Source organism: Peptoniphilus sp. oral taxon 386 str. F0131 (genome assembly GCF_000090945.1).
Lineage (GTDB): Bacteria > Bacillota > Clostridia > Tissierellales > Peptoniphilaceae > Anaerosphaera > Anaerosphaera mikwangii.
In genome coordinates this window covers 40383-64565 of sequence record NZ_GL349422.1, presented here as the reverse complement: position 1 = coordinate 64565, position 24183 = coordinate 40383, and the positions used below count along the sequence as shown (strand labels likewise).

Sequence of the window (24183 nt, the reverse complement as noted above, 5' to 3'; positions counted from 1 at the left end):
TTAATTTTGTATTTGTATATTGACAATATTAAAATAATTAATTAAAATATAATTGAACATTGTTCAAGTTGGAGTAAGGAGGATTTATTATGAATACTTCTGTAACATCTAAGGAAGCTATTTTAGAAAATTGTAGAAAGTTAGTATCGGAAAAAGGTCTTTCTTCTTTGAATATGCGTACAGTAGCAAAAAATTGTGAAGTTGCACTTGGTTCACTATATTATTATTTTCCGTCAAAAAATGATTTATTAATTGCGACTATTGAAAGTGTATGGGAAGATATATTTCAATTAAGTGATAGCGGAATAAATAATTTGTCTTTTCCTGAATACATAGATCAATGTTTTAAACAGATTCAATTGGGAATAAAAAAATATCCGAATTTCTTTACAATTCATTCAATCAGTTTTTCAACTAAGGGTCAAAATAGAGCTCGTGATTGTATGGAGCATTATATCGCCCAGATAAAAGAAAAAATGTTATGCTCATTACATAGTGACAAGTATGTCGGTAAGAGTATTTTTTCGAACGAATTCACCGAATCCGATTTTATTGATTTTATACTGTCAAGTGTAATTTGTCTGTTGGTACAAAAGAAGAAGAGTTGTGATACACTTTTGGAAGTTATTAAACGTACAATATATTCACATTAAAATCTCGCCGTTATTTTGTGGCGAGATTTTATGGGGCTTATATTGAACAAAGTTCAAAACATAAGGAGATGTTTACAATGCAAGCTGTTTTTGAAACGATTTTTGATTTTATTTATTTATGTACGGTTATTTTCTTGGGTGTAAAAATGATAAGAGAAAGTAACGGAAAAAGGCAGTATCTTTTGTATGGAATAATGGCTGTAGTTTTAGGATTTGGAGATGCATTTCATTTAGTTCCACGAGCAGTTGCTTTATGTACAGCAGGACTTGAGGAATATACTTTTGCTCTTGGAGTAGGAAAGCTGATTACCTCTGTTACTATGACACTTTTTTATGTGCTGTTGTACTATGTATGGCGTGAACGTTATCAGATTACAGGAAGGAGAGAATTAACTATAACCGTATGGATATGTGCGATTTCTCGTATTATTCTTTGTCTTATGCCGCAAAATAAATGGCTGAGTATAACACCTCCTCTGTCTTGGGGAATTTACAGGAATATTCCGTTTACAATTTTAGGGGTTTTAATTGTAGTTATTTTTTATCAAAGTGCAAAACAGAGAAATGATTATAAATTTCGATTTTTATGGATAACTATTGTTTTGAGTTTTGGTTTTTATATTCCGGTAGTTTTACTTTCAGATTCCATACCTGTTGTGGGAATACTTATGATTCCTAAAACATGTGCTTATGTATGGACTGTACTTATTGGATATAATTCTATGAAAGGGGAATTAAGATGAAAAAATATTTAAATTTTTCTTTAATATATGCTATTATAGCTATGATAGGTGGAATATTTTATAGAGAGGTTACTAAATGGAATGAATTTTCCGGAGTTACCGTACTTGGAAAAGTGCATACACATTTATTTTTACTTGGAATGATGTTGTTTTTGATTGTTGCATTATTTGCCGAAAATAATAATCTTCATGAACAAAAGTCATTTAATATTTTTATCTATGTCTATAATATCGGTGTTGCCATAACAGTTGTTATGATGGTAGTTCGCGGTGTTTTGCAGGTTTTAAATATTTTACTTTCATCGAAAGTTGATGCTGCAATCTCCGGAATTGCAGGAATAGGACATATATTAGTCGGTGTCGGCATAATTCTTTTGTTGGTAGCACTCAAAAATAGTAAGAGGTTGAAAAATTTGTATGAAAAGATGTCTTAAATTCGGGGTAAAAAAGCGAAATCTTTTAGCGATAGCCGGAGTTGTTTGGATAATTGCGGGCGTAAACGTTGCAAGACTTGGAATAAATGCTCATAAACTGATTGAGAAAGTTTCTTTAATTAATTTACTTTTATCACTGATAGTATTTTCGGCGTTCAGTGTTATGTTTTATAAGATGAGCTTAAAACATTCAAGGCGTATACATTCATATGAGGAGGACATAAAACCGTTTTGGTATTTTTTTGACTTGAGATCGTATGGTATTATGGTTTTTATGATGGGAGGCGGCATTTGGTTACGCTCATCGGGATTAGTCTCGTCAAAATTTATCGCTGTATTTTATACGGGAATAGGACTTGCGCTGATTTTTGCGGGAATATCATTTTTGCGAATATATTTTAATTATTTAGACGGCAATAAACAGCTTTAAATGTGTAAAAATTAAAATTGTAGTTAATAATTAAAAAAGGAGTGTGTTATAAAACACACTCCTTATAATTTTTATTAATCTTCATATGGTTCAAAATCTTCTTTTCCTGCTCCGCATAGAGGACATTCCCAATCTTCAGGAAGATCTTCAAAAGCTGTACCTGCTTCGATTTCCCCTTCTTCATCGCCAAGTTCAGGATCATAAATATAACCACATAGAGTACATTCGTATTTTTGCATTTTAAATTCTCCTTTCACATTTTCAAATTATCAGTTATATTATACCCTTTTTTCCAAAAATAACATATATTTTTTATAAATATAAAATTATTAAAACATAAATTTTAAGACAAATAGTACTTTGTTTAGTTTAATTAAAAGATGAAAGGGTAAAAATAAATCAAAGGAGGTGGAATATGAGTGCGTTGTACAGATTTAACGGCTCTATCTGTAGTGATTTAGATGAGCTGAGAATATTTTTGGAAGATATTTTATATAGCTTAAAGAAATACATATGCGATGAAGAAACCATATATGATATAAGATTAATACTTGATGAGCTTATGGTAAATGGTGTTTTACACGGAAATAAAAAAGATAAATGCAAATGTGTATGCCTTGAAATTGTGTTGCATTCAGATTCCATAACTATAAGAGTTTCTGACGAAGGGTGCGGAGTTAAATTCGACTTTGATTCTTATGACTATAACAGTCTGAAATGTTCCGGCAGAGGTCTTATATTGGTAAGAGCACTTACCGATGATTTGGTTTTTAATAAAAATGAAATAATCGTTACAAAAAGAGTTAGTTTATAATTTATATTGCAATTTTATTCTAAAATAGTACTTTTGATATCAAAGGTACTATTTTTTTGAAAAAAAATTACTTATTATTTACAAATCATTACAATATACTATAAGTCTATGTTATAATTTAGTGTTGAAATAGATTGGATGTGAATAAAAATGAATAAATTTAGAGAAGATGTTCGTAATATTGCTATAATAGCCCATGTTGATCATGGCAAGACCACTCTTGTGGATGCACTTTTAAAACAATCGGGTGTATTTAGAGAAAATCAGGTTGTTGAAGATCGTGTTATGGATTCAAACGATATTGAAAGAGAAAGAGGTATAACTATTCTTTCTAAAAATACATCCGTAAAATATGGAGATGTAAAAATAAATATCATTGATACTCCCGGACATGCAGATTTCGGCGGAGAAGTTGAACGTGTTTTAAAGATGGTAAACGGTGTAGTTTTATTGGTTGATGCCTTTGAAGGCCCCATGCCTCAAACCAAGTTTGTACTTAAAAAGGCGTTTGAATTAAAGCTTCCCGTAATTGTGTGTGTAAATAAAATTGACAGACCCGGAGCAAGACCTGAGGAAGTTGTGGATGAGGTACTTGATTTATTTATAGATCTCGGTGCTGATGAAAATACACTTGAGTGTCCTTTTGTATATACATCTGCAAAACAAGGTATAGCTATGAAAAATTTAGGGGATAGCGCTGAAAATATGAATGTTCTTTTTGATACTGTCATAGATTATATACCTGCACCGGCAGGTGATGAAGATTCTCCGTTTCAGCTTTTAATTTCTACCATTGATTACAATGAATATGTAGGAAGAATTGGTGTAGGAAAAGTTGAAAGAGGAGTATTTAAAGAGGGAGACAGTGTTGTTCTTACAAATGCACAGGCGGCACTTGAACCTAAAAAAGTAAAAATATCTCAGATTTATGAATATGAAGGACTTGAAAGAGTTCCGGTTTCTATTGCAAGAGCCGGTTCGATTGTAGCAGTCTCAGGAATAGAGGATATAAATATAGGAGATACGATTTGTTCTATAAATGATCCTACTCCACTTGAATTCGTAAAAATTTCGGAACCGACAATTTCCATGAACTTTTCTGTAAATGATTCTCCGTTTGCGGGGAAAGACGGAAAATTTTTGACATCAAGACAAATCAGATCAAGACTTTTCAGAGAACTTCAAACTGATGTAAGTCTTAGAGTTGAAGAGACATCTACCACTGACAGTTTTAAAGTATCGGGAAGAGGAGAACTTCATTTAAGTGTGTTAATAGAAAATATGCGTCGTGAGGGATATGAATTTCAAGTATCAAAGCCACAAGTTTTATTTAAAGAAGAAAACGGAAAAAAACTTGAACCTATGGAATATGTTACGATAGATGTATCAAGTGAGTTTGCAGGTTCAGTTATAGAAAAGCTTGGACGCAGAAAAGCTGAGCTTGTTGCGATGCAAGAGCCTACCGGCGGATATGCAAGACTTGAATTTAGAATGCCTGCCAGAGGTCTTATAGGATACAGAAACGAATTTTTAACAGATACTAAAGGAAACGGTATATTAAATTCTATTTTTGACGGATATGAATTGTATAAAGGAGATATACCGCGAAGAGTTGATGCATCAATAGTTTCATTTGATACAGGCGTTGCATCTGCATACGGACTTAACAATGCACAGGATAGAGGTCTTTTATTTGTAGAACCCGGTGAAAATGTATATGAAGGTCAGGTTGTAGGACAATCTCCTAAAGGAGTTGAAATTGAAGTTTCAGTAACCAAGACAAAGAAACAGTCAAACGTAAGAGCATCCGGTTCGGACGAGGCATTAAAGCTTTCACCTAAAAAGAGTATGAGCTTGGAGGAAGCTCTTGAATTCATTGAAGATGATGAACTTATTGAGGTTACACCTTCCACATTCAGAATCAGAAAACAAATTTTGAATTCACAAACAAGATACAAGTCTAAAAAGTATTTAAAATAACGGTGATTTTATGTTTTTAAAGGATTATATAGAAACAATAATAAGATTTGTGGAGCTATATGGGTTTATTTTTATAATAAATATAGTGTTTTCTCTTGTAATTGTTTTTATAGAGAAGCGTAAACCTATATCTACATTATTGTGGGTAATGACTATAAACTTTCTTCCGATATTGGGATTTCTTTTGTATTTGATTTTAGGACAGGATTTATCTCGGAAAAGAATGTTCGATAAAAAGGGAAAAGCCTTTAAAAAAATGAATCAAATAGCAAAAGTGCAGCTTAGTATGATAAAATCCGGAAAAATATCTCTAAAGGAAAAGACTAAAAGATATGTTGAAATAATTGAGATGTTTAATCACGGAGAGGATGAAATCCTATATAGAAATAATGAGATTGTAAAATTTAACAATGGAAAAGATATGTTTGAAAGTCTTTTTAAAGATATGAGAGCTGCAAAGAATTCAATATATCTTGAGTCATATATTTTCAAGTCGGATAATCTGGGCAAAAAAGTTATGGATCTGTTGGTTCAAAAGGCAAAAGAGGGACTTGAAGTAATTTTGCTTGTAGATGGAATGGGGGCAAGAGGTTTTAAACCCGGAGACAGAAAAAAATTAATTGCAAACGGAGTTAAGGTTGAAATATTTTTCCCGGGGATTTTTAAAACAATAAACACAAGAATAAATTTTAGAAATCACAGAAAAATTGTCGTCATAGATCATAAGATAGGATATGTTGGAGGACTTAATATAGGAGATGAATATGTATCCGAAAATAAAAAGTTCGGTTTTTGGAGAGATACACACCTCAGAATTGCAGGAGATGCGGTAAGAGGACTCCAATTCAGATTTTTCCTTGATTATAGATATGCATCCGACAGATATGACGGCGGATTTATTTCATTACTTCCCGAGTATTTATACAGGGAAGGTGCTGATAAAGAGATATGTATTGTTACAAGCGGTCCCGATACAAAAGTAAATTCAATTAGAAACGGATACGAGAAAATTATAACAAGAGCTAAAAAGAACATATACATTCAGACTCCTTATTTTGTTCCGGACGAAGGACTTTTAAATGCACTGAAAGTTGCATCATTATCCGGATGTCAGGTAAATATAATGATACCGAGAAAAAGAGACCATTTTTTTGTACATTGGGCATCACTTTCATTTATAGGAGAGTTGTTGCAATGGGGAGCAAAGGCGTATTTTTATGAAGAAGGTTTTTTACACACAAAAGTAATATGCTGTGATGATTATATATCGAGTGTGGGAACTGCGAACTTTGATATTCGTTCATTTGAGTTGAATTTTGAAGTTAATGCATTTGTCTTTGATGCGAAATTAAATAGACAGCTTGTAGAAGATTTTAATAGAGATGTAAAAAAATCAACTGAATTAACTCTTTCAGATTATGAAAATAGAAATATAATCATAAAGGTAAAAGAGGGAATAAGCAGACTTCTCTCTCCGGTGCTTTAATATGGAATATGAAATTATAATAAATAAAAAAAACATAAAGACATTGAGGGTTTCAGCAACTGCTGAGGCTCTTTTGGTATCTGCACCTGAGAATATGAATAGAGAAATTATAATGAATTTTATCGAAAAAAATAAGATACAGCTTGAAGAAATGATAAGTTTGAAGAGAAATATGAAATATCAAAATGATATTGGAAATAAGATTATCTATTTATTCGGGAAAAGATTAGATGAGATGCTTGTTGAAAATATAGATACCGAAGAAAAGTTGGAGTTATTATACAAGAAGGAGCTTTTGAAAATTTTACCGATGATTTTTGAAAAGTATAATAAGCTTACAGGGTTAATGCAGAGAGAATTTAAAATAAGAAAAATGAATGCACGTTGGGGGACTTGTTATCCAGATAGAAAGCTTATAAATTTAAACTTGTATCTTGCAAAAAGACCTATAGATGAAATTGAATCAGTTGTATTACATGAACTGGTACATCTCAAGATAGCAAATCATTCAAAAAAATTCTATACGGAAATAAAAAAATATATGCCGGATTATGATGAAATCCATAAAAAACTGAACAGTTAGATTAAGACTTGGAATGAAATCTAAGTCTTTTTTATGTTGTTGGTTGAGAATAAATATTTGTTCAGGTGTACTGTTAATTTTTCAAAACAGTCAAAACTTCTGAAATCAATACTTTGTTAAATATAATGAATTACATATTCTTTGTTTCTTATATCATAATTTTCGTATCTTTCATTTTTCCGAATACTTTGATTTTGGTATCTTATTTAATTTTTTAACTAAAGCGGAACAGCTTTCCGAGTTTGTAGCTATTTAATATTTATGTTAATATGCTATAAAATAAAAAAACCTTGAAACTATTAAATTTCAAGGTTTTATATGGTGCACCTTCACGGACTCGAACCGTGGGCCCACTGATTAAGAGTCAGTTGCTCTACCAACTGAGCTAAAGGTGCAGGAGTAACAACGAAATATATTTTACTATCAATTGTATATTTCGTCAATACTTTTTGCGAAAAAAAGTTACTAAAATCTAAACATTTTATAGTCACTTTGAGTTTCAAGCATAGGATAAATTCCTGAAACATATTTATAACTTATATTGTATGCACCTTCGCCGTCAAGATTTTTGATTGCTGAAAAAATTGCATTAATTTCTGTGTAGACATCTTTAACATTTTTTTCATCTCTAAAGATAAAATTGGCAAATCTATACAGTTTTTCATTCACGATATTAAGTGTGTCTTTAAGAATAGGATTTTGAGTTAAGTTTATAAGAGAGATATTCCATTCAATAATTTGTTCTTTTACAGTTTCAAGATCTCCGTTTTCATAAGCTCTTGTCATTTTTGAAATTATGTTTTCAAGTATGACGGTTCTGTTTGTGATACCTTCTTCTGCAATTTCCCTAACTGCCATAGGTTCAAGGGCAGTCCTTACCGAGTACAGATCTCTTGCATCTTTCATAGAAATTTTTGAAACTATATATGATTTTCGCGGAAAGTTTTCAGCAAGTCCATCTTTTGACAGTTTTGCAAGAGCTTCTCTTACAGGAGTTCTCGAAACTTCAAGTTCTTTTGCAATTTCCATTTCAATTAATTTATCGCCCGGTAACAGTTCATTATTAAGTATTTTTGTTTTTAAATAATCATATACACCGTTTGATAGTGATTTTTTTTCTTTTTGTGTTGCCATAATTTCTCCATTCATAAATTTAGTTTTTAAATTAACAACATTATATAATATATTGAAGTGAAATTGTATTATTTTCTTAAAAAAACTAAAATTTATTTTATTGACTAAAGTATTAAATGCATATACAATTTTTTTATGGAGGTGTGTTATGAAAATTATAGTATCAAAATTTGGAGGTACATCACTTGCCAATAGTGAACAATTTTTAAGAGTAAAGGAAATCATCAATGCGGATAGTGATAGAAAATATATAGTTGCTTCCGCACCCGGTAAATCAAATAGCGAGGATACGAAAGTTACAGATCTTTTGTATTTATGTTACGATCTTGCAAAACATAAGATAAATTTCAATGATATACTTGAAAGAGTATTTAATAAATATAGAGAAATTATTGACGGATGTGGAATAGAACTTGATTTAAGTGAATATTTTGAAGAGATAAATAATAATCTTATAAATTTAAATGGCAAGGATTATATTGCGAGCAGGGGAGAGTTTTTAAACGCACTTATTTTATCGAAACTGATAGGCTATGATTTTGTAGATGCTAAAGAACTGATTTTTTTTGATGAAAATGGAAATTTTGACGAGCAAAAATCATACGATGCAATTTACAAAATGAGAGACAGTCATAAATGTGCGGTAATTCCGGGATTTTATGGTAAGATGCCTAATGGAGATATAAGAACTTTTTCACGTGGCGGCGGAGACTTGACCGGTTCTATTATATCCAGGGGAGTTAAGACAAATTTATATGAGAACTGGACAGATGTAACCGGATTTTTAAGTGCGGATCCAAGAATAGTTAAAGATCCGAAGGAGATAAAAGTTATAACATATAAAGAGCTGCGAGAGTTATCTTATGCCGGAGCATCGGTGCTTCATGAAGAGGCGATACTTCCTGTAACTGCTGCCGGAATTCCGATAGAGATAAAAAATACTTTCAATCCTGATGCAAAAGGGACATTGATATTACCTGATGGCGATGTTTCCGAAAATACATTTGGTGAAATTACAGGAGTTACAGGCAGAAAACACTTTTCTGTTATAAATATAGAAAAGGTAAAACTTAATTCCGATAAGAGTTTTCATAGAAATCTTATGAGTGTGCTTGAGGTAAATGGAATTGTATTAGAGCATATGCCGACATCAATAGATTCAATTTCGCTGATAGTGGCTGATAAATTTTTAATCGGGAAACAAGATACATTGCTTAGTGAAATTAAAACATTTTGTAATCCCGATAAAATAAGCATCAAGTCCGGTATAGCGTTGGTTACGGTTGTGGGTAGAGGAATGAAAAATAGTATAGGAGTTTCTGCAAAGCTGTTTAAATCTTTAGCAGATGGAAATATAAATGTACAAATGATTATTCAAGGCTCAAGTGAGCTAAATATCATAGTCGGAATTGATGTTAAAGATTATGAAGCTGCTATAGAAAGTATATATAAAGCATTTATGAACTGATATTTTTAAAGCTGTTGCTTGATTTTGATTTTATGAAAAAATATATAAAAAGTGACAGCTTTAATGTTATAATTTTGTAGAGGTATATTATGTCAGGGAAAAAGATAATTCAATGTATTGAGGAAAATCCAATAATACTTGCTGTAAAAAATGAAGAGGAACTCAGACTTGCACTTAAAGAAGATGCAAAGATAGTTTTTTTACTTTTCGGAGATTTATTGAATATAGCAGATGAGGTTTGCAAGGTCAAAGAGTGCGGGAAGTATGCAATAGTACATATTGATTTAATAGAAGGTCTTTCATCAAAAGAAGTAGCTGTTGATTTTATAAAGAAATATACAAAAGCCGACGGGATAATTTCTACAAGACCTAAAAATATAAAGAGAGCAAAAGAGCTTTCACTTTTTACTGTGCTTAGATTGTTTATTCTTGATTCGATAGCACTTCAAAATTTGGAAAAAAATATAGAAACTTCAAAGCCAGATATGGTAGAAATACTTCCCGGAGTAATACCTAAAATTATTAAGAAGGTAACATCCGAAAATGATACTCCTGTAATTGCGGGAGGACTTATTTCCGATAAGGAAGATGCTATGAATGCACTAAAATCAGGTGCGGTTGCAATCTCGTCGAGTAACCCTAAAGTATGGAGACTTTAATTGACACTTAAAAACTTTTAATATATAATTTTCATTGTAGATAACATTCAAAAAACCATGAGAGAGTGAGCGGAGGTTTTTGATTAATTTTATTGATCAGGGACTTTTGCTATTTTTTTATATGTAGGTGATAGTATGACTTTTGAACTTTATTTTAATATAGATTTATTTTTAAGAGTGATAGTTTCATGCCTATGCGGATTAGTAATAGGATATGAGAGAGAAAATAGAAATAAATTTGCAGGAGTTAGAACTCATATTATAGTTGCGCTCGGTTCCTGTTTGGGAATGATAATTTCTAAATATGGATTTTCGGATGTATCAGGTTTTGATCCGTCAAGAATTGCATCACAAGTTGTATCCGGGATAGGATTTTTAGGAGCCGGAGTAATTTTTGTGAAGAATAATTCCATAAGCGGTCTTACAACTGCTGCCGGGATTTGGACGACATCAATTATAGGAATGACTTTTGGCAGCGGATTGTACATAATGGGACTCTTGGGGACATTTTTAATAGTAATAATTCAATTTCTTTTATACAGAAATGAATATTTTAAGTTTAAAAGAAAAATATACACTGTTGTTGTGGATTGTAACAGTGCAGAAGTTATAAAAAATTTGAGAATGTATTTAAGCGTTAATTCAATAGATTATAAAGCGCTGAATATTGGATATGCAGATGATTCTTTCAAGATAACACTTAAATATCTTTCGAGAAATGAAAATGAATCTGATGAATTTATGAAATTTTTAGGTTCTGAATCCGAAATTGTAAAATTTAAATTTTTATAGGAGGTATTATGTTAAATATAGCACACAGAGGTTTTAAATCAAGATACCCTGAAAACACAATGCTTGCATTTAAAAAAGCGGTTGAAACGGGAGCAGACGGAATAGAATTTGATGTACATTTATCAAAAGATGGAGAAATAGTCATAATTCATGATGAAAGACTTGACAGGACAACCGATAAGAGCGGAAAAATTATGGATTTTTCGTTAGATGAGCTGAAAAGTGCAAATGCTGCAAACCTATATAAAGATATTGAATTTGAAGCAATTCCGACATTAAGAGAGTACTTTGAATATATTTCGGATAAAAAATTAATTACAAATATAGAATTAAAAACAGGAATATATTGGTATGATGGAATAGAAGAAAAAGTTTACAGAATGATAAGAGAATTTGATATACAAGATAAAATAATAATTTCATCTTTTAATCATAACAGTGTATTGAAAATGAAAGAGATTGATAAAAATATAAAGTGCGGACTTTTAGTAGCATGTTGGTTAAATAAGCCGTGGGAATATGTAAAAAAACTTGGAGTTGAATACTATCATCCGGCAGCTTATGCAGTAGATAAGGAAATGGTTAAGGGACTTCATGACAACGGAATAGGCATTAATGTTTGGTATGGAATGGAGCCTTATGATTTTAAAACTACCTTTGATTTGGGGGTGGATGCTTTAATTACAGATTATCCTGATGTAATTAAAACTTTTAAGTAGGATTTTATTATTTATAATAAAATTAAAATTAGAAAGGGGAAAAATCAATGAAGAAAGCAAAAGTATTAGGACTTTTACTTGCACTTATGCTGCTTGCAGTAGGATGCGGTAAAAAGAACAACACAGCAGAACAGGCATCTGCAAATGAGCCTGCAAAAGAAGAACAGTCAGCAGAAACTAAGGACTTTAAAATAGTTCTTAAACTAAGTCATGTATTTGCTCCTGAAGAACAACTTACAAAGTCAACAGATGCAGCAGCAAAGGCAATTTATGAGAGAACTAACGGGGCAGTAGAAATTCAGACTTATCCTCAAGGACAACTTCCGACATATAAAGACGGTTTGGAACAAGTTTACAACGGAGCGGATTTTATATCTGTTGAAGACCCTTCTTATTTAGGAGACTATGTACCTGACTTTAAAGCATTAGTAGGACCATTCATTTATTCTGATATTGATCAATATACAAATATGATTAAGACAGATCTTGTTCAAGATATGATCAAGAAAGCTGAAGATGAACATGGAATCAAAGTTCTTGCACTTGACTATGTATTTGGATTCAGAAATATGATGACAAATAAGGAAATTAAAGAACCTGCAGATTTAAAGGGAATGAAAATCAGAGTTCCGGGAAGTCAAATTTTTATTGATACTATTAATGCAATGGGAGCAACAGCTACACCAATGGCATTCTCAGAAACTATAAGTGCTGTGCAACAAGGCGTTGTAGACGGACTTGAAGGAACAGTAGATGCCATGACTGCAAACGGCAGTGCTGAAGTAGTTAAAAATGTAGGACTTACAAAGCACTTCTTGGGAACTTGCGGAATTTATATTAATAAAGATGTATTTAACAAAATTCCTAAAGAGTATCAAGAAATAATTCAAGAAGAATTTACAAAGAATGCTCAAGAAATGACATCAAATGTTAAGACAAATTATGATGCACAAGTAAAATATCTTGAAGAAAAGGGAATTGCATTTAACGAAGTAAATCTTCCGGCATTCCAGGAAGCAACTAAGGTAGTATTTGAAAAAATGGAAGGAATTTCACCTGACATCTATCAAAAATTATTAGATGAAATTGCAAAAATGAAATAATGTAATAGGGGGAGAGTCTCTCCCCCATTATTTATAAAGAAAGGGCTTACTACTTTGAAAAAATTATTTAAAAATCTTGAAGAGATTACATCATCAATTTTTATGATGGTTACTCTTATATTAGTTCTTTTGAATATTTTTACAAGATATTTTTTAAAAACAGGGATACCGTGGTCTGAGGAAGTTGCAACAGGCTGTTTTGTGTGGACGGTTTATATAGGAGCTGCGGCAGCATATAAAAAAGGACAGCACATAGGTATAGATCTGATAGTAAAATATTTAAACGGAAAGAACAGAGACATAGTTCAAATAATTGTGGATTTGATATTACTTGTAGTAATGATATTTTTGACAATACTTAGCATAAAATATGTTCAGACAACATATAAAAAACCTACACCGGTTCTTGCTATATCATCAGCATATATATCTTCTGCAATAGTTATAGGATTTGTACTTATGACACTTAGGACAATTCAAATTTTATTTAAAGATACTAAAAAATTAAAGGGAGGATCTATATGAATACTACTTTTATATCTTTACTTCCGATACTTATAGTATTAATACTATACTTTTCAAGCGTTCCTATTGTATTTGCCTTATTCGGCTCAACGCTATTTTATTTTTTATTTATAGATTCAGGAACAAGTGCAGTATTAGTATTTCAAAAATTTGTAAGCAGTACTCAAAATTTCTCTCTGCTTGCCATACCGTTTTTTATAATGGCAGGTTCAATAATGAATTATTCAGGAATTAGTGAAAAGTTGATGGAATTTGCAGATGTACTCACAGGACACTTAAAAGGCGGACTTGGACATGTAAATATAGTTTTAAGTTTGCTCATGGGCGGGGTTTCAGGTTCTGCAAATGCGGATGCGGCTATGGAAGCTAAAATGCTTGTGCCTGAAATGGAGAGAAAAGGATATTCAAAAGAATTTTCTTCAGCCATCACTGCCGCATCATCAGCAGTTACACCTGTGATACCTCCGGGAATAAATCTTATAATTTATGGAATAATAGCCAGTGTTTCTGTAAGTAAAATGTTTATTGCAGGTTATGTTCCGGGAGTTTTGATGAGTGTTGCACTCATGATAACAGTTGCATTAATAGCTCATAAGAGAGATTATAGTCCTACGAGAGAAAAGAAAGCTACAGCGGGAGAAATTTTTACCCAGGCTGGTAAATCAATCTGGGCATTGTTATTTCCGTTTGGGATAATAGCGAGTATAAGAATAGGAATGATAACTCCGTCTGAAGCCGGAGCAATTGCAATTTTATATACTGTTATTGTAGGTAAATTTATATATAAAAAGCTTAAGTGGAGCGATTTTATTGAAATATTTAAAGAAACGGTATACGGTACAGGTTCTGTTGTGCTTATAATAGTTGCGGCAAATGTATTCGGATACTATTTGAGCTGGGAAGGAATACCTCAAAAACTTACTCAAACCATGCTCGGAATAACAACAAATAAATATTTAATGCTTGCATTCTGCAATGTTATACTTTTGATACTTGGAATGTTTATAGAGGGTGGAGCTGCAATGGTTATAACAGCACCGCTTTTAGTACCGTTAATGGTACAGCTTGGAGTTGATCCGTTACATTTCGGTATGATAATTATAGTAAATATAATGCTTGGGGGAATAACACCTCCTTTCGGTTCAATGATGTTTACAGTGTGCGGAATAACTAACTGTACGATAGGCGGATTTGTAAAAGAAGTGTGGCCGTTTATTTTGGCACTGTTAGTCGTATTATTGATAGTGACATATTGTCCGATATTAATTACATTTTTACCGGAGTTGATCGGATGATTAAGGATTTTGAAGTTTTTTTACTGGATATGGATGGAACTGTGTATCTTGGAGATAAGCTTATAGACGGAGCGGATTATTTTTTTGAAAGCTTAATTAGAAATAAAAAGAAATATATATTTGTGACAAACAATTCTTCAAAAAACGCTGATGATTATGTAAAAAAACTTACAAGGTTAAAAATACCTGCCGTTAAAGAACAGATTTTTTCATCAGCAGATGCAACTATAATTTATATAAAGAAAAATTATAAAGATGCCAAAAATATATTTTTACTTGGAACGGAGAGCTTGGAAAATTATTTTTCAGAAGCCGGATTTAATGTAATAAATAATTCAAGGGATAATATTGATTTAGTAGTTCTCGGATTTGACACGACACTTACGTATGAAAAACTGTGGATGGCATGCGATTTAATTAGAGATAGGGGATTTTATATAGCAACACATCCGGATTTTAATTGTCCGCTTGAAGAAGGAAAGTTTATGCCGGATGCAGGCGCAATGATTGCGTTTATAGAAGCGTCAACAAATATAAAGCCGCTTGTCATAGGAAAGCCGAATGAAATGATAATAAGTGCCTTATGCGAAAAATATGGATATGATAAAAGTAAACTCATTATAGTGGGAGATAGATTATATACTGATATTAAGACAGCCGAAACTTCGAATATAAAATCTGCATTAGTATATTCGGGAGAAACTACAAGACAAATGTATAATAATTCAGAGATAAGAGCAGACTATGAATTTAATTCTGTATATGATATAGCAAGGGAGCTTGATAAATAATGAAAAAATATGTCATGGCATTTGATGCCGGAACTACAAGCAGCAGGACTATATTATTTGATAAAGAGGGAAATATTGTATCAACAGCCCAAAAGGAATTTATGCAATATTTTCCGTTGCCGGGGTTTGTAGAACATGATGCAAATGAAATTTGGTCTACACAGATAGGTACTGCTGTTGAAGCAATGTCAAAAGTTGGAGCGGATGCATCTGATATTGCTGCAATAGGAATAACAAATCAAAGAGAAACTACAATAGTATGGGATAAAAATACAGGAGAACCTGTTTATAATGCAATAGTTTGGCAATGTAGAAGGACTTCAAAATATTGTGATGAGCTTAAAGAAAAGGGACTTACAAATTTTTTTAGAGAGAAGACGGGTCTTGTAATTGATGCATACTTTTCTGCAACAAAAATAAAGTGGATTTTAGACAATGTAAAAGGGGCAAGAGAAAAGGCTGAGAACGGCGAATTATTATTTGGTACGGTAGATACATGGTTAATATGGAAATTAAGCGGCAAGAAGGTTCATGTAACAGATTATTCAAACGCATCAAGGACGCTGTTATTCAATATAAATACATTAACCTGGGATGATGAAATTTTAAATCTGCTTGATATTCCAAAAACAATGCTGCCTGAAGTTAAAGCGTCAAGTGAAATTTACGGATATAGTGAATCGAAATTTTTAGGGGATGAAATTGCAATAGCATCTGCAATAGGAGATCAACAATCAGCTCTATTCGGTCAGGGATGTTTTGAAAGTGCAGAGGCAAAAAATACTTACGGTACGGGTGCATTTTTGCTGATGAATACAGGAAATAAGCCTATTTTTAGTAAGAACGGATTAGTAACTACAATTGCGTGGGGTTTAGACGGAAAAATAAATTATGCGCTTGAAGGTTCCATATTTGTTGCAGGTTCCGCAATACAATGGCTGAGAGATGAATTGAGAGTGATAGATTCGTCAGATGATTCCGAATATATGGCAAGAAAAGTTAAAGATACAAATGATTGCTATGTAGTTCCCGCTTTTACGGGATTGGGTGCTCCATATTGGGATCAATATGCAAGAGGTGCAATAGTTGGACTGACAAGAGGAGTAAATAAATATCATATAATAAGAGCAACTCTTGAGTCACTTGCGTATTTATCTTATGATGTCTTAAACGCTATGGAACAAGATTGCGGTTTTAATTTAAAAAGCTTGAAAGTGGATGGCGGAGCAAGTAAAAATAATTTTTTAATGCAATTTCAATCAGATATAATAGATTGTGATGTAATAAGACCGTCATGTGTAGAAACAACGGCGCTTGGAGCTGCATATTTGTCAGGGCTTGCAACAGGATTTTGGAAAAATTTGACAGATTTAAAAGAAAATTGTAAAATAGATAAGGTTTTTAAACCTGATATGACTGATAAAAATAGAATAGATAAGCTCAATCGTTGGCATAAGGCGGTAGAATGTGCGAAGAATTGGGCGTAAGCCGTGAGATTACGAGATTGGCAAGATAGAACTTTAGGTAGTTTTGTCTTGCCGTTTTTTATGGAAGGAGAGAACTATGATAGATGTAATCATAATAGGTGCAGGGGTAAGCGGAAGTGCAACTGCAAGAGAGCTTTCAAGATATAAGGGAAAATTTTTGGTACTTGAAAAAGAAGAAGATGTCTGTAGCGGAACATCAAAGGCAAATTCAGGAATTGTGCATGGTGGATATGATGCAAAAGAAGGCTCGCTAATGGCTAAACTGAATGTAGAGGGAAATAAAATTATGGGAGATTTATCGGAAGAGCTTGATTTTCCGTTTGAAAGAATAGGTTCTCTTGTAGTTTGTTTTGAGGAAGAGGGAATAGCCAAACTTCACGAGCTTAAAAAACGCGGGGAAATGAACGAAGTTGATGGACTTGAGGTTATAGACAGAAAAAGACTCCTTGAACTTGAACCGAATATAGGAAATGAAGCAATAGCAGCGCTTCATTGTAAAGTTGCCGGAATAGTTTGTCCATTCAGTTTAAACATAGCACTTGCGGAAAATGCACATACAAACGGAGTGGAATTTAAGTTTAATAAAGAAGTAGTAGAACTGAAAAAGAGAAGCTACGGTTGGGATGTAATCACAAAAAATGAAATATTTCAGACTCGTGCAGTAGTAAATGCTGCCGGAGTATATGCAGATGTGTTTCACAACATGGTTTCAGATGAAAAAATCCATATAACAGCAAGAAGGGGTAATTATTTGCTGCTTGATAAGGAAGCAAAAGGACACATTAATCACACCGTATTTCCACTACCCACATCAAAAGGAAAGGGAATACTTGCCAGTCCTACAGTAGATGGTAATTTATTGATAGGTCCTACAGCGGTAGATATTGAAGATAAAGAAAATACATCGACAATCAAGGAAGATTTTGACACTTTAATTAAAGAAGTACAAAAATCTGTAAAGAATATACCGTTTAATTTAGTCATAACATCATTTTGCGGACTTAGAGCTCATGAAGACAAACATGATTTTATAATAGGCGAAGTAAAAGATGCGGAAAACTTTTTTGACATTGCGGGAATTGAATCACCGGGACTCACAGCATCTCCTGCAATCGGGAAAATGATGGCAAAAATACTTTCAGAAAAATATAAGTTTGAGATAAATGATAATTTTATCGCCAAAAGAAAGGGAATTGAATTTACAAGAAATATGACAATGAAACAGCATTCTGAAAAAATAATTGAAAATCCTAAATATGGCTCAATAGTTTGCAGATGTGAAAAGGTAACGGAAGCTGAAATTATAGATGCAATAAGAAGACCGCTCGGTGCAAAAACATTAGATGGAGTTAAGAGAAGAACAAGAGCAATGGCGGGAAGATGCCAGGCGGGATTTTGTACACCGAAAATAATACAAATACTTGCAAGAGAATTGGGAATTGATGAAGCTGAAGTTGTGAAAAATTCACCTTTATCAAAAGTAGCAATCGGTCATACTAAGTGAGGGATAGCCATGAGAGAATATGATATAGTAATAGTAGGAGGAGGCCCTGCCGGATTAAGTGCCGCAATTAAAGCAAGAGAAGACGGAATAGAAAGCATATTGCTTTTAGAAAGAGACAGAGTGCTTGGAGGAATTTTAAATCAATGTATACACAACGGCTTTGGACTTCACACATTTAAGGAAGAATTAACAGGACCTGAATATGCAGATAGATTTGTAAAACAGCTTGTAGAAAAAAATATAGAATATTTACCGAGTACAATAGTCTTAAATATAACAAATGATAAAATTCTTACAATAATGAATGAAAACTCTATTGAAAACATAAAAGCAAAAGCTGTAATACTTGCAATGGGATGTAGAGAAAGGCCACGAGGTTCGCTTAATATACCGGGATATAGACCGGCGGGAATTTATACGGCAGGTACGGCGCAAAGGCTTATAAATATGGAAGGCATAATGCCCGGAAAAGAAGTAGTAATACTCGGTTCAGGTGATATAGGACTTATAATGGCAAGAAGAATGTCTCTTGAAGGAGCAAAAGTAAAAGTTGTAGCAGAACTTATGCCCTATTCAAGCGGACTTAAGAGAAATATAGTTCAGTGTTTAGACGATTATGGTATACCTTTAAAACTTAGCCATACAATAGTTGAAATAAAGGGGAAAAATAGAGTAGAAGGAATAGTAATAGCGGAGGTTGACGAAAAATTAAGGACAATTGAGGGAACAGAAGAATACTACAGCTGTGATACGATTTTATTGTCATGCGGATTAATACCCGAAAATGAACTTTCAAATATGATGGGAGTAGAAATAGATCCTGTGACAAGAGGGCCTGTAGTATCGGATAATCTTATGACAAACATAGACGGGGTATTTGCATGCGGGAACGTATTACATGTTCACGATCTTGTAGATTATGTTTCAGAAGAAGCTGCCATGGCAGGACTTTTTGCAGCAAAATATGTAAAATCCGGAATGAAACAGGGAAGAGAAAAAATCGTGACAATTCCGAGAGATGGAGTTAGATATATAGTTCCGAAATATATAGATAAGCAAAATGAAAATGAAAAAATCACATTGAGATTTAGAGTTTTGAACGTATATAAAAATAAAAATATCTGTGTATATTTTAATGATGAAAAAATAATGACAAAAAAGAAAAAAATACTTGCTCCTGCAGAAATGGAACAGATAATTATAAAGAGAGATGAACTCAAAAAATATGGAGAACTTAAAGAAATAATAATATCTGTGGAGGATGCGGAATGAAAGAATTAAATATGACTTGTATAAGCTGTCCGATGGGTTGCATGATGAAGCTTAAAGTGGATAATGAAAAAAATCTTTTATCAATTGAAGGAAACAATTGTAAAAGAGGAGAATTGTATGCAAAAGATGAAGTTAAGAATCCAAAGAGAATGGTATGTTCAACCGTAAGAGTAATTGGTGGAATAATGCCGATAGTCAGTGTTAAAACTGAAATGCCGATACCCAAAGATAAAATATTTAATATAATGGAAGAAATAAATAGAGTACAAATAAAAGCGCCCGTTGAAATAGGCTATATAGTTTTAAAAAATGTATGTAATACAAATGTGAATATTATTGCAACATCAAATGTTATCATAAAATAAAATTAAAATAAAAAAGGTTGAGTTTGGGAGGACTCAACCTTAATTTTTTTATTTTCCGTCCATACGAATATGAAAGGAGAGGATGGAAAATAAGACTGGTATAAAATTTTATTTTTAATCTTAAGGGGGGTATCCTTTAGATTAATTAGTATAGCTATGTTATGCAACATTAGCCATAAATGGGTGTAATATAGTTAATTGATAGTTAATATCACTAACTGTACTTAGTATAATATAAATAAATTAGTTTGTAAAGAGGTAAATTGAAAAAAGTTGTTAAATATATGGTCGTAATTTAAGAAAAATAATTTAAATCAGATTATAAAATAATGATTAAATTGAAATTAAAGAAAAGATGTAGATTGATGAATAAGTGTGAAATAAAAGAAAAATAAAGAGTTGGAAAGAGCAAAAATAGATCTAATTAAAAAGCAAAAAAGTGGGATTATAAGAACGAAATATTAAACTAATAAATTGAACATTAAATGAGAAATTAAACATTAAGAAAATTAAAACAATTCTTGATTTTAAAATTTTTAATTGGTTGTCAAAGTATTTTTTAAGTTTGATATATCTCTACAGTTAAACTAAACGGTTTTTTTATAAGTGTATGATAATTAGATTGAAAATATACTTATTTGATGATATTATAAAAGTTAACTAATAATTAATATTAAATATGTAGGAGGAGTTTATATGAATAGTAAGAAAATACTATCTTTTATGCTTTCATTCATTATGATGTGCAGTGTGTTGTTCCAGGCAGGATCTGCATATGCAAATATGGATAATTTCAATTTAAATGGAATGGAAGCTAATGAGATGCAAAGATTCATGCCGCCGCCGATGCATGGAGAGGTATTTCCGGGAGAAATACCACCTGATTTTCCGCCACATGGCGAAATGATGCAAAATCCACCGGGATGGGGTATGCAGCCACATGGCGAAATGATGCCTATAGAGCAGATTCCAAATTTTATACCTCCAAACGGAGAGCCGATACCTATGGAGGAGCCGGACTTCATATATCCGGATGAGAATGAAGTTCAAAATAACGAATTGGAAGCTGCAATACCGGAATTAAAAAATGAAGATTCTGATAAAGAAGCCTTACCGGAAATAGGAAAAGCTGATATGAATGACGAAATAACAGAATCTGAAAATAAGAGCGAAGTGCAGCCAAATTCAAATAATGTAAATATTGACGTAAGAGTGTCGCCTGAAGATGCAATTCCACAATTTTTAAAAAATATTAAAAGTATGGAAGAGGGAAATATTTTAAAGAACGAACTTGGACTTGAAGTAAAAACTGAAATTACAGTGGGTGAACCTGACATCAATCAACAAGTGCAATTGACAATTAAATGGGATGCAAGTATGTATGGTGCCGACTTAAAAGAAGGGGATTTCTTTAATGTACTTTTACCGAAAGAATATATTTTTACTTATGGTGAATTTGATATACCAACTCCCGACTATGCAGATGTTATTGCAAAGGCTGTAATTACACCTGAACCAACTGGAGGCGGTAACATAAAAGTAACCTTTACGAAGTATGTAGAGGAAAAAGATAATATAAAAGGAGAAGTATTTTTAGAAGCGACTGTTGCACCTCAAAATATTCCTGAAGTATCTGAAGATATAAGAGAGGAATTGAAAGATGTAAAGACAGAAATTACAGTGTCTGAAATAGTTGCACCGGAAGAAAATACACCGGAGGATGAATCCAATATCAATCAACAAGTGAAGTTGAAAATGAAGTGGGATGCAAGCATGTATGGTGCCGGCTTAAAAGAAGGAGACTTCTTTAATGTACTTTTACCGAAAGAATATGTTTTCGCTTATGGTGAATTTGATATACCAACTCCCGACTATGCAGATGTTATTGCAAAGGCTGTAATTACACCTGAACCGACCGGAGGCGGTAATATAAAAGTAACTTTTACTAATACTGTAGAGGGGAAAGAGGATGTAAAAGGAGAAGTATTTTTAGAAGCGACTGTTACACCTCAAAATATTCCTGAAGTACCTGAAGATACAAAAGAAGCATTGAAAGATATAACGACGAAAATCATAGGACCTGAGGAGCATAATATATTCGAGAACATACCTGACATCAATAAACCTGTGCAGTTGACAATTGAATGGGATGCAAGTATGTATGGTGCCGGCTTAAAAGAAGGAGACTTCTTTAATGTAACTTTGCCGAAAACATATATTTTCACTGACAGGGAATTTGATATACCAACTCCTGACGGAACAGATGTTATTGCAAAGGCTGTCGTTACACCGGAATCAACCGGAGGCGGTAACATAAAAGTAACTTTTACGAAGGCTGTAGAGGGGAAAGAAGATGTAAAAGGAGAATTCGTTTTAGAAGCGACTGTTGCACTTCAAAATCTCCTTGGAGAAGCGAAAGATACCGGAGAACCATTAAACTGTGTAAACGTAAAAATTACCAAGTTTGAAATTAAGGATAAAGATGGCAATACTATCCCTCCAGGAACACAGCTTGGCTATTGGAGTACGTTCCGTTTGGAAATGGATTGGGATGCAAGTTCCTATGGAAAAACATTAAAAAAGGGAGATTATTTTATTGTCACCCTGCCAAAGCAGTTTAAATTTCCGACAGAACCAGCATCGGTAGTAAATTTTCCACTTTATGCACCGGATGGTACTACTGTAATTGCTAATGCACATGTTGACTCTAATGGGGAAGCAGGAGGAGGAACCGTAAAGGTTACTTTTACAGATTATGTAGTAAATAGAGAAAACATACATGGAAATATGTATTTAGGAGCAACCTTTGCGCACCATAATATTAATGCGGGGCAGACGAATACTATTACTGTATCAATCGGAGGAGTTCCCACTAGCACAGATATTCCTATAGGACCAAAGCCCACTCTTAATAATGAAGTGTTCAACAAATGGGGCGGGAAGGTAAACGGGAATGAAAATCAGGCACAATGGGTTCTCCGTATCAACCACAAAAAAGGAAATTTCAACAATGTGGTAATAAAGGATGAGCTTTTTGTGGATTCGGGAAGTCTTCCTCCGGGAATTCATTACCTACCTGACACCTTTGAGTTGAAAGAGGTAGAAATGGATGAATTTGGTGTCGTAACAAAGGTTGTAAAGACCTATGATTATAATCAACTAAAAAATCATATAACATTTTCAAACAACAACACTAAGTTTGAGTTTAAATTTAGCCAAATGCTTGGAAATACCAGTGGTAAGCAATTTATTATGGCATATAAATCCACATATATTCCTCAGCTTAAATTGAAAAATAAAGGAAGTTTTACAAGTAATGAAGAGAATGGTTCATCTAGCGGCTATTTTTTGAGTGCTCAGGTAGGCGGCGGCGGACAGGGCGACTTAAATCAAAAGATCAAAATAATTAAAATTGATGCAGATGACAATCAGATAAAATTAGCCAATGCTAAATTTAAAATTACAAAAGTGGCTGATGGCTCAAGCTTTGAACTGACTACAGATGCTAATGGTGAGGCGGTTTCTCCAAAGCTTGACCCAGGAAAATATAAGATTAAAGAAATAGAGGCTCCTCTGGGCTATATTCTTGACGGAACGGAACATGAGTTAACTATAGTTGGAGGCGAGGCCATATTCTATACGGTTAAAAACGATAAGAAAACAATTGATGTCGAAGGTGAAAAGACCTGGAACGATAACAACGACCAGGACGGAAAGAGACCTACAGAAATCAAGATTAACCTGATGAAGAAAGTAGGCGACGGACCTGTTGTAAAGAAAGAGACAAAGACAGTAACGGCAGCCAACGGCTGGAAGTGGTCATGGAAAGGACTACCGGAATATGAAGGCGGAAAGAAGATAACATACTCAATAACAGAAGAAGCTGTAGCTGACTATACAACACAAATAAACGGATATAACGTAACAAACAGCCGTACACCTGGAA

At 33.0% G+C, this 24183-nt stretch carries 23 protein-coding genes and 1 tRNA gene; 21 read left to right on the top strand and 3 right to left on the bottom strand.

Annotated features, from left to right (window positions below):
• The first annotated feature begins 89 nt into the window (after positions 1-89).
• The 4 genes from HMPREF0629_RS00385 to HMPREF0629_RS00370 all read left to right on the top strand — a co-directional run bounded on the left by HMPREF0629_RS00385 (position 90) and on the right by HMPREF0629_RS00370 (position 2260).
• Entirely contained in the window at positions 90-653 is a 564-nt protein-coding gene (locus HMPREF0629_RS00385; RefSeq protein WP_009221395.1) for a TetR/AcrR family transcriptional regulator, read from the top strand.
• 77 nt (positions 654-730) lie between these two features.
• Positions 731-1396: a hypothetical protein gene (locus HMPREF0629_RS00380; RefSeq protein WP_009221394.1), complete on the top strand. Its 666-nt coding sequence runs from the start codon at positions 731-733 to the stop codon at positions 1394-1396.
• A complete protein-coding gene (locus tag HMPREF0629_RS00375; RefSeq protein WP_009221393.1) occupies positions 1393-1830 on the top strand; it encodes a DUF2871 domain-containing protein in 438 nt (145 codons plus the stop codon). The genes HMPREF0629_RS00380 and HMPREF0629_RS00375 overlap by 4 nt, the downstream gene beginning before the upstream one ends.
• The gene (locus HMPREF0629_RS00370; protein WP_009221392.1) at positions 1814-2260 is read left to right on the top strand and encodes a hypothetical protein; all 447 of its coding nucleotides are present in this window, start codon (positions 1814-1816) and stop codon (positions 2258-2260) included. The genes HMPREF0629_RS00375 and HMPREF0629_RS00370 overlap by 17 nt, the downstream gene beginning before the upstream one ends.
• 74 nt (positions 2261-2334) lie before the next feature.
• On the opposite strand, the gene rd is transcribed toward HMPREF0629_RS00370, so the two are convergent.
• Positions 2335-2499, bottom strand: coding sequence for a rubredoxin (gene rd, locus HMPREF0629_RS00365; RefSeq protein WP_036730150.1), 165 nt, complete (start codon positions 2497-2499; stop codon positions 2335-2337).
• Between the two features lie 176 nt (positions 2500-2675).
• Between rd and HMPREF0629_RS00360 the strand changes: the two genes are divergently transcribed.
• The 4 genes from HMPREF0629_RS00360 (at position 2676) to HMPREF0629_RS00345 (ending at position 7123) form a co-directional block, all read left to right on the top strand.
• Positions 2676-3074, top strand: a complete 399-nt coding sequence (locus HMPREF0629_RS00360) for an ATP-binding protein (protein ID WP_009221390.1) — start codon at positions 2676-2678, stop codon at positions 3072-3074.
• 150 nt (positions 3075-3224) lie between these two features.
• The gene (typA, locus tag HMPREF0629_RS00355) at positions 3225-5054 is read left to right on the top strand and encodes a translational GTPase TypA (protein ID WP_009221389.1); all 1830 of its coding nucleotides are present in this window, start codon (positions 3225-3227) and stop codon (positions 5052-5054) included.
• Between the two features lie 10 nt (positions 5055-5064).
• The gene (gene cls, locus HMPREF0629_RS00350) at positions 5065-6540 is read left to right on the top strand and encodes a cardiolipin synthase (protein WP_009221388.1); all 1476 of its coding nucleotides are present in this window, start codon (positions 5065-5067) and stop codon (positions 6538-6540) included.
• Position 6541: 1 nt separating this feature from the next.
• The gene (locus HMPREF0629_RS00345) at positions 6542-7123 is read left to right on the top strand and encodes a M48 family metallopeptidase (RefSeq protein WP_009221387.1); all 582 of its coding nucleotides are present in this window, start codon (positions 6542-6544) and stop codon (positions 7121-7123) included.
• A 319-nt stretch (positions 7124-7442) separates the two neighbouring features.
• On the opposite strand, the gene HMPREF0629_RS00340 is transcribed toward HMPREF0629_RS00345, so the two are convergent.
• Together HMPREF0629_RS00340 and HMPREF0629_RS00335 are read right to left on the bottom strand one after the other, a co-directional pair.
• A tRNA-Lys gene (locus tag HMPREF0629_RS00340) sits at positions 7443-7518 on the bottom strand.
• A 70-nt stretch (positions 7519-7588) separates the two neighbouring features.
• A complete protein-coding gene (locus tag HMPREF0629_RS00335; RefSeq protein WP_036730674.1) occupies positions 7589-8257 on the bottom strand; it encodes a GntR family transcriptional regulator in 669 nt (222 codons plus the stop codon).
• Positions 8258-8405: 148 nt separating this feature from the next.
• Between HMPREF0629_RS00335 and HMPREF0629_RS00330 the strand changes: the two genes are divergently transcribed.
• From HMPREF0629_RS00330 to HMPREF0629_RS00270, 13 genes are all read left to right on the top strand, one after another.
• A complete protein-coding gene (locus HMPREF0629_RS00330) occupies positions 8406-9725 on the top strand; it encodes an aspartate kinase (protein WP_009221385.1) in 1320 nt (439 codons plus the stop codon).
• Between the two features lie 89 nt (positions 9726-9814).
• Complete coding sequence (locus HMPREF0629_RS00325) at positions 9815-10384, top strand: glycerol-3-phosphate responsive antiterminator (RefSeq protein WP_009221384.1); 570 nt, start codon at positions 9815-9817, stop codon at positions 10382-10384.
• 135 nt (positions 10385-10519) lie between these two features.
• Positions 10520-11176 (top strand): MgtC/SapB family protein, encoded by a 657-nt coding sequence (locus HMPREF0629_RS00320; protein WP_009221383.1) that lies wholly within the window; start codon positions 10520-10522, stop codon positions 11174-11176.
• A gap of 8 nt (positions 11177-11184) precedes the next feature.
• Positions 11185-11895, top strand: coding sequence for a glycerophosphodiester phosphodiesterase (locus tag HMPREF0629_RS00315; protein ID WP_009221382.1), 711 nt, complete (start codon positions 11185-11187; stop codon positions 11893-11895).
• A 47-nt stretch (positions 11896-11942) separates the two neighbouring features.
• The gene (locus HMPREF0629_RS00310; protein WP_009221381.1) at positions 11943-12998 is read left to right on the top strand and encodes a C4-dicarboxylate TRAP transporter substrate-binding protein; all 1056 of its coding nucleotides are present in this window, start codon (positions 11943-11945) and stop codon (positions 12996-12998) included.
• Positions 12999-13052: 54 nt separating this feature from the next.
• Positions 13053-13523: a TRAP transporter small permease gene (locus tag HMPREF0629_RS00305; RefSeq protein WP_009221380.1), complete on the top strand. Its 471-nt coding sequence runs from the start codon at positions 13053-13055 to the stop codon at positions 13521-13523.
• Positions 13520-14818, top strand: coding sequence for a TRAP transporter large permease (locus HMPREF0629_RS00300; protein WP_009221379.1), 1299 nt, complete (start codon positions 13520-13522; stop codon positions 14816-14818). The genes HMPREF0629_RS00305 and HMPREF0629_RS00300 overlap by 4 nt, the downstream gene beginning before the upstream one ends.
• Positions 14815-15609: an HAD-IIA family hydrolase gene (locus HMPREF0629_RS00295; RefSeq protein WP_009221378.1), complete on the top strand. Its 795-nt coding sequence runs from the start codon at positions 14815-14817 to the stop codon at positions 15607-15609. Before HMPREF0629_RS00300 ends, HMPREF0629_RS00295 begins: the two co-directional genes overlap by 4 nt.
• The gene (glpK, locus tag HMPREF0629_RS00290; RefSeq protein WP_009221377.1) at positions 15609-17096 is read left to right on the top strand and encodes a glycerol kinase GlpK; all 1488 of its coding nucleotides are present in this window, start codon (positions 15609-15611) and stop codon (positions 17094-17096) included. Before HMPREF0629_RS00295 ends, glpK begins: the two co-directional genes overlap by 1 nt.
• A 76-nt stretch (positions 17097-17172) precedes the next feature.
• A complete protein-coding gene (locus HMPREF0629_RS00285) occupies positions 17173-18600 on the top strand; it encodes an NAD(P)/FAD-dependent oxidoreductase (protein WP_009221376.1) in 1428 nt (475 codons plus the stop codon).
• A gap of 9 nt (positions 18601-18609) precedes the next feature.
• Positions 18610-19872 (top strand): NAD(P)/FAD-dependent oxidoreductase, encoded by a 1263-nt coding sequence (locus tag HMPREF0629_RS00280; protein ID WP_009221375.1) that lies wholly within the window; start codon positions 18610-18612, stop codon positions 19870-19872.
• A complete protein-coding gene (locus HMPREF0629_RS00275) occupies positions 19869-20237 on the top strand; it encodes a DUF1667 domain-containing protein (protein ID WP_009221374.1) in 369 nt (122 codons plus the stop codon). The genes HMPREF0629_RS00280 and HMPREF0629_RS00275 overlap by 4 nt, the downstream gene beginning before the upstream one ends.
• Positions 20238-20933: 696 nt before the next feature.
• The coding region (locus HMPREF0629_RS00270; RefSeq protein ID WP_009221373.1) for an Ig-like domain-containing protein at positions 20934-24183 on the top strand (3250 nt) is incomplete at its 3' end.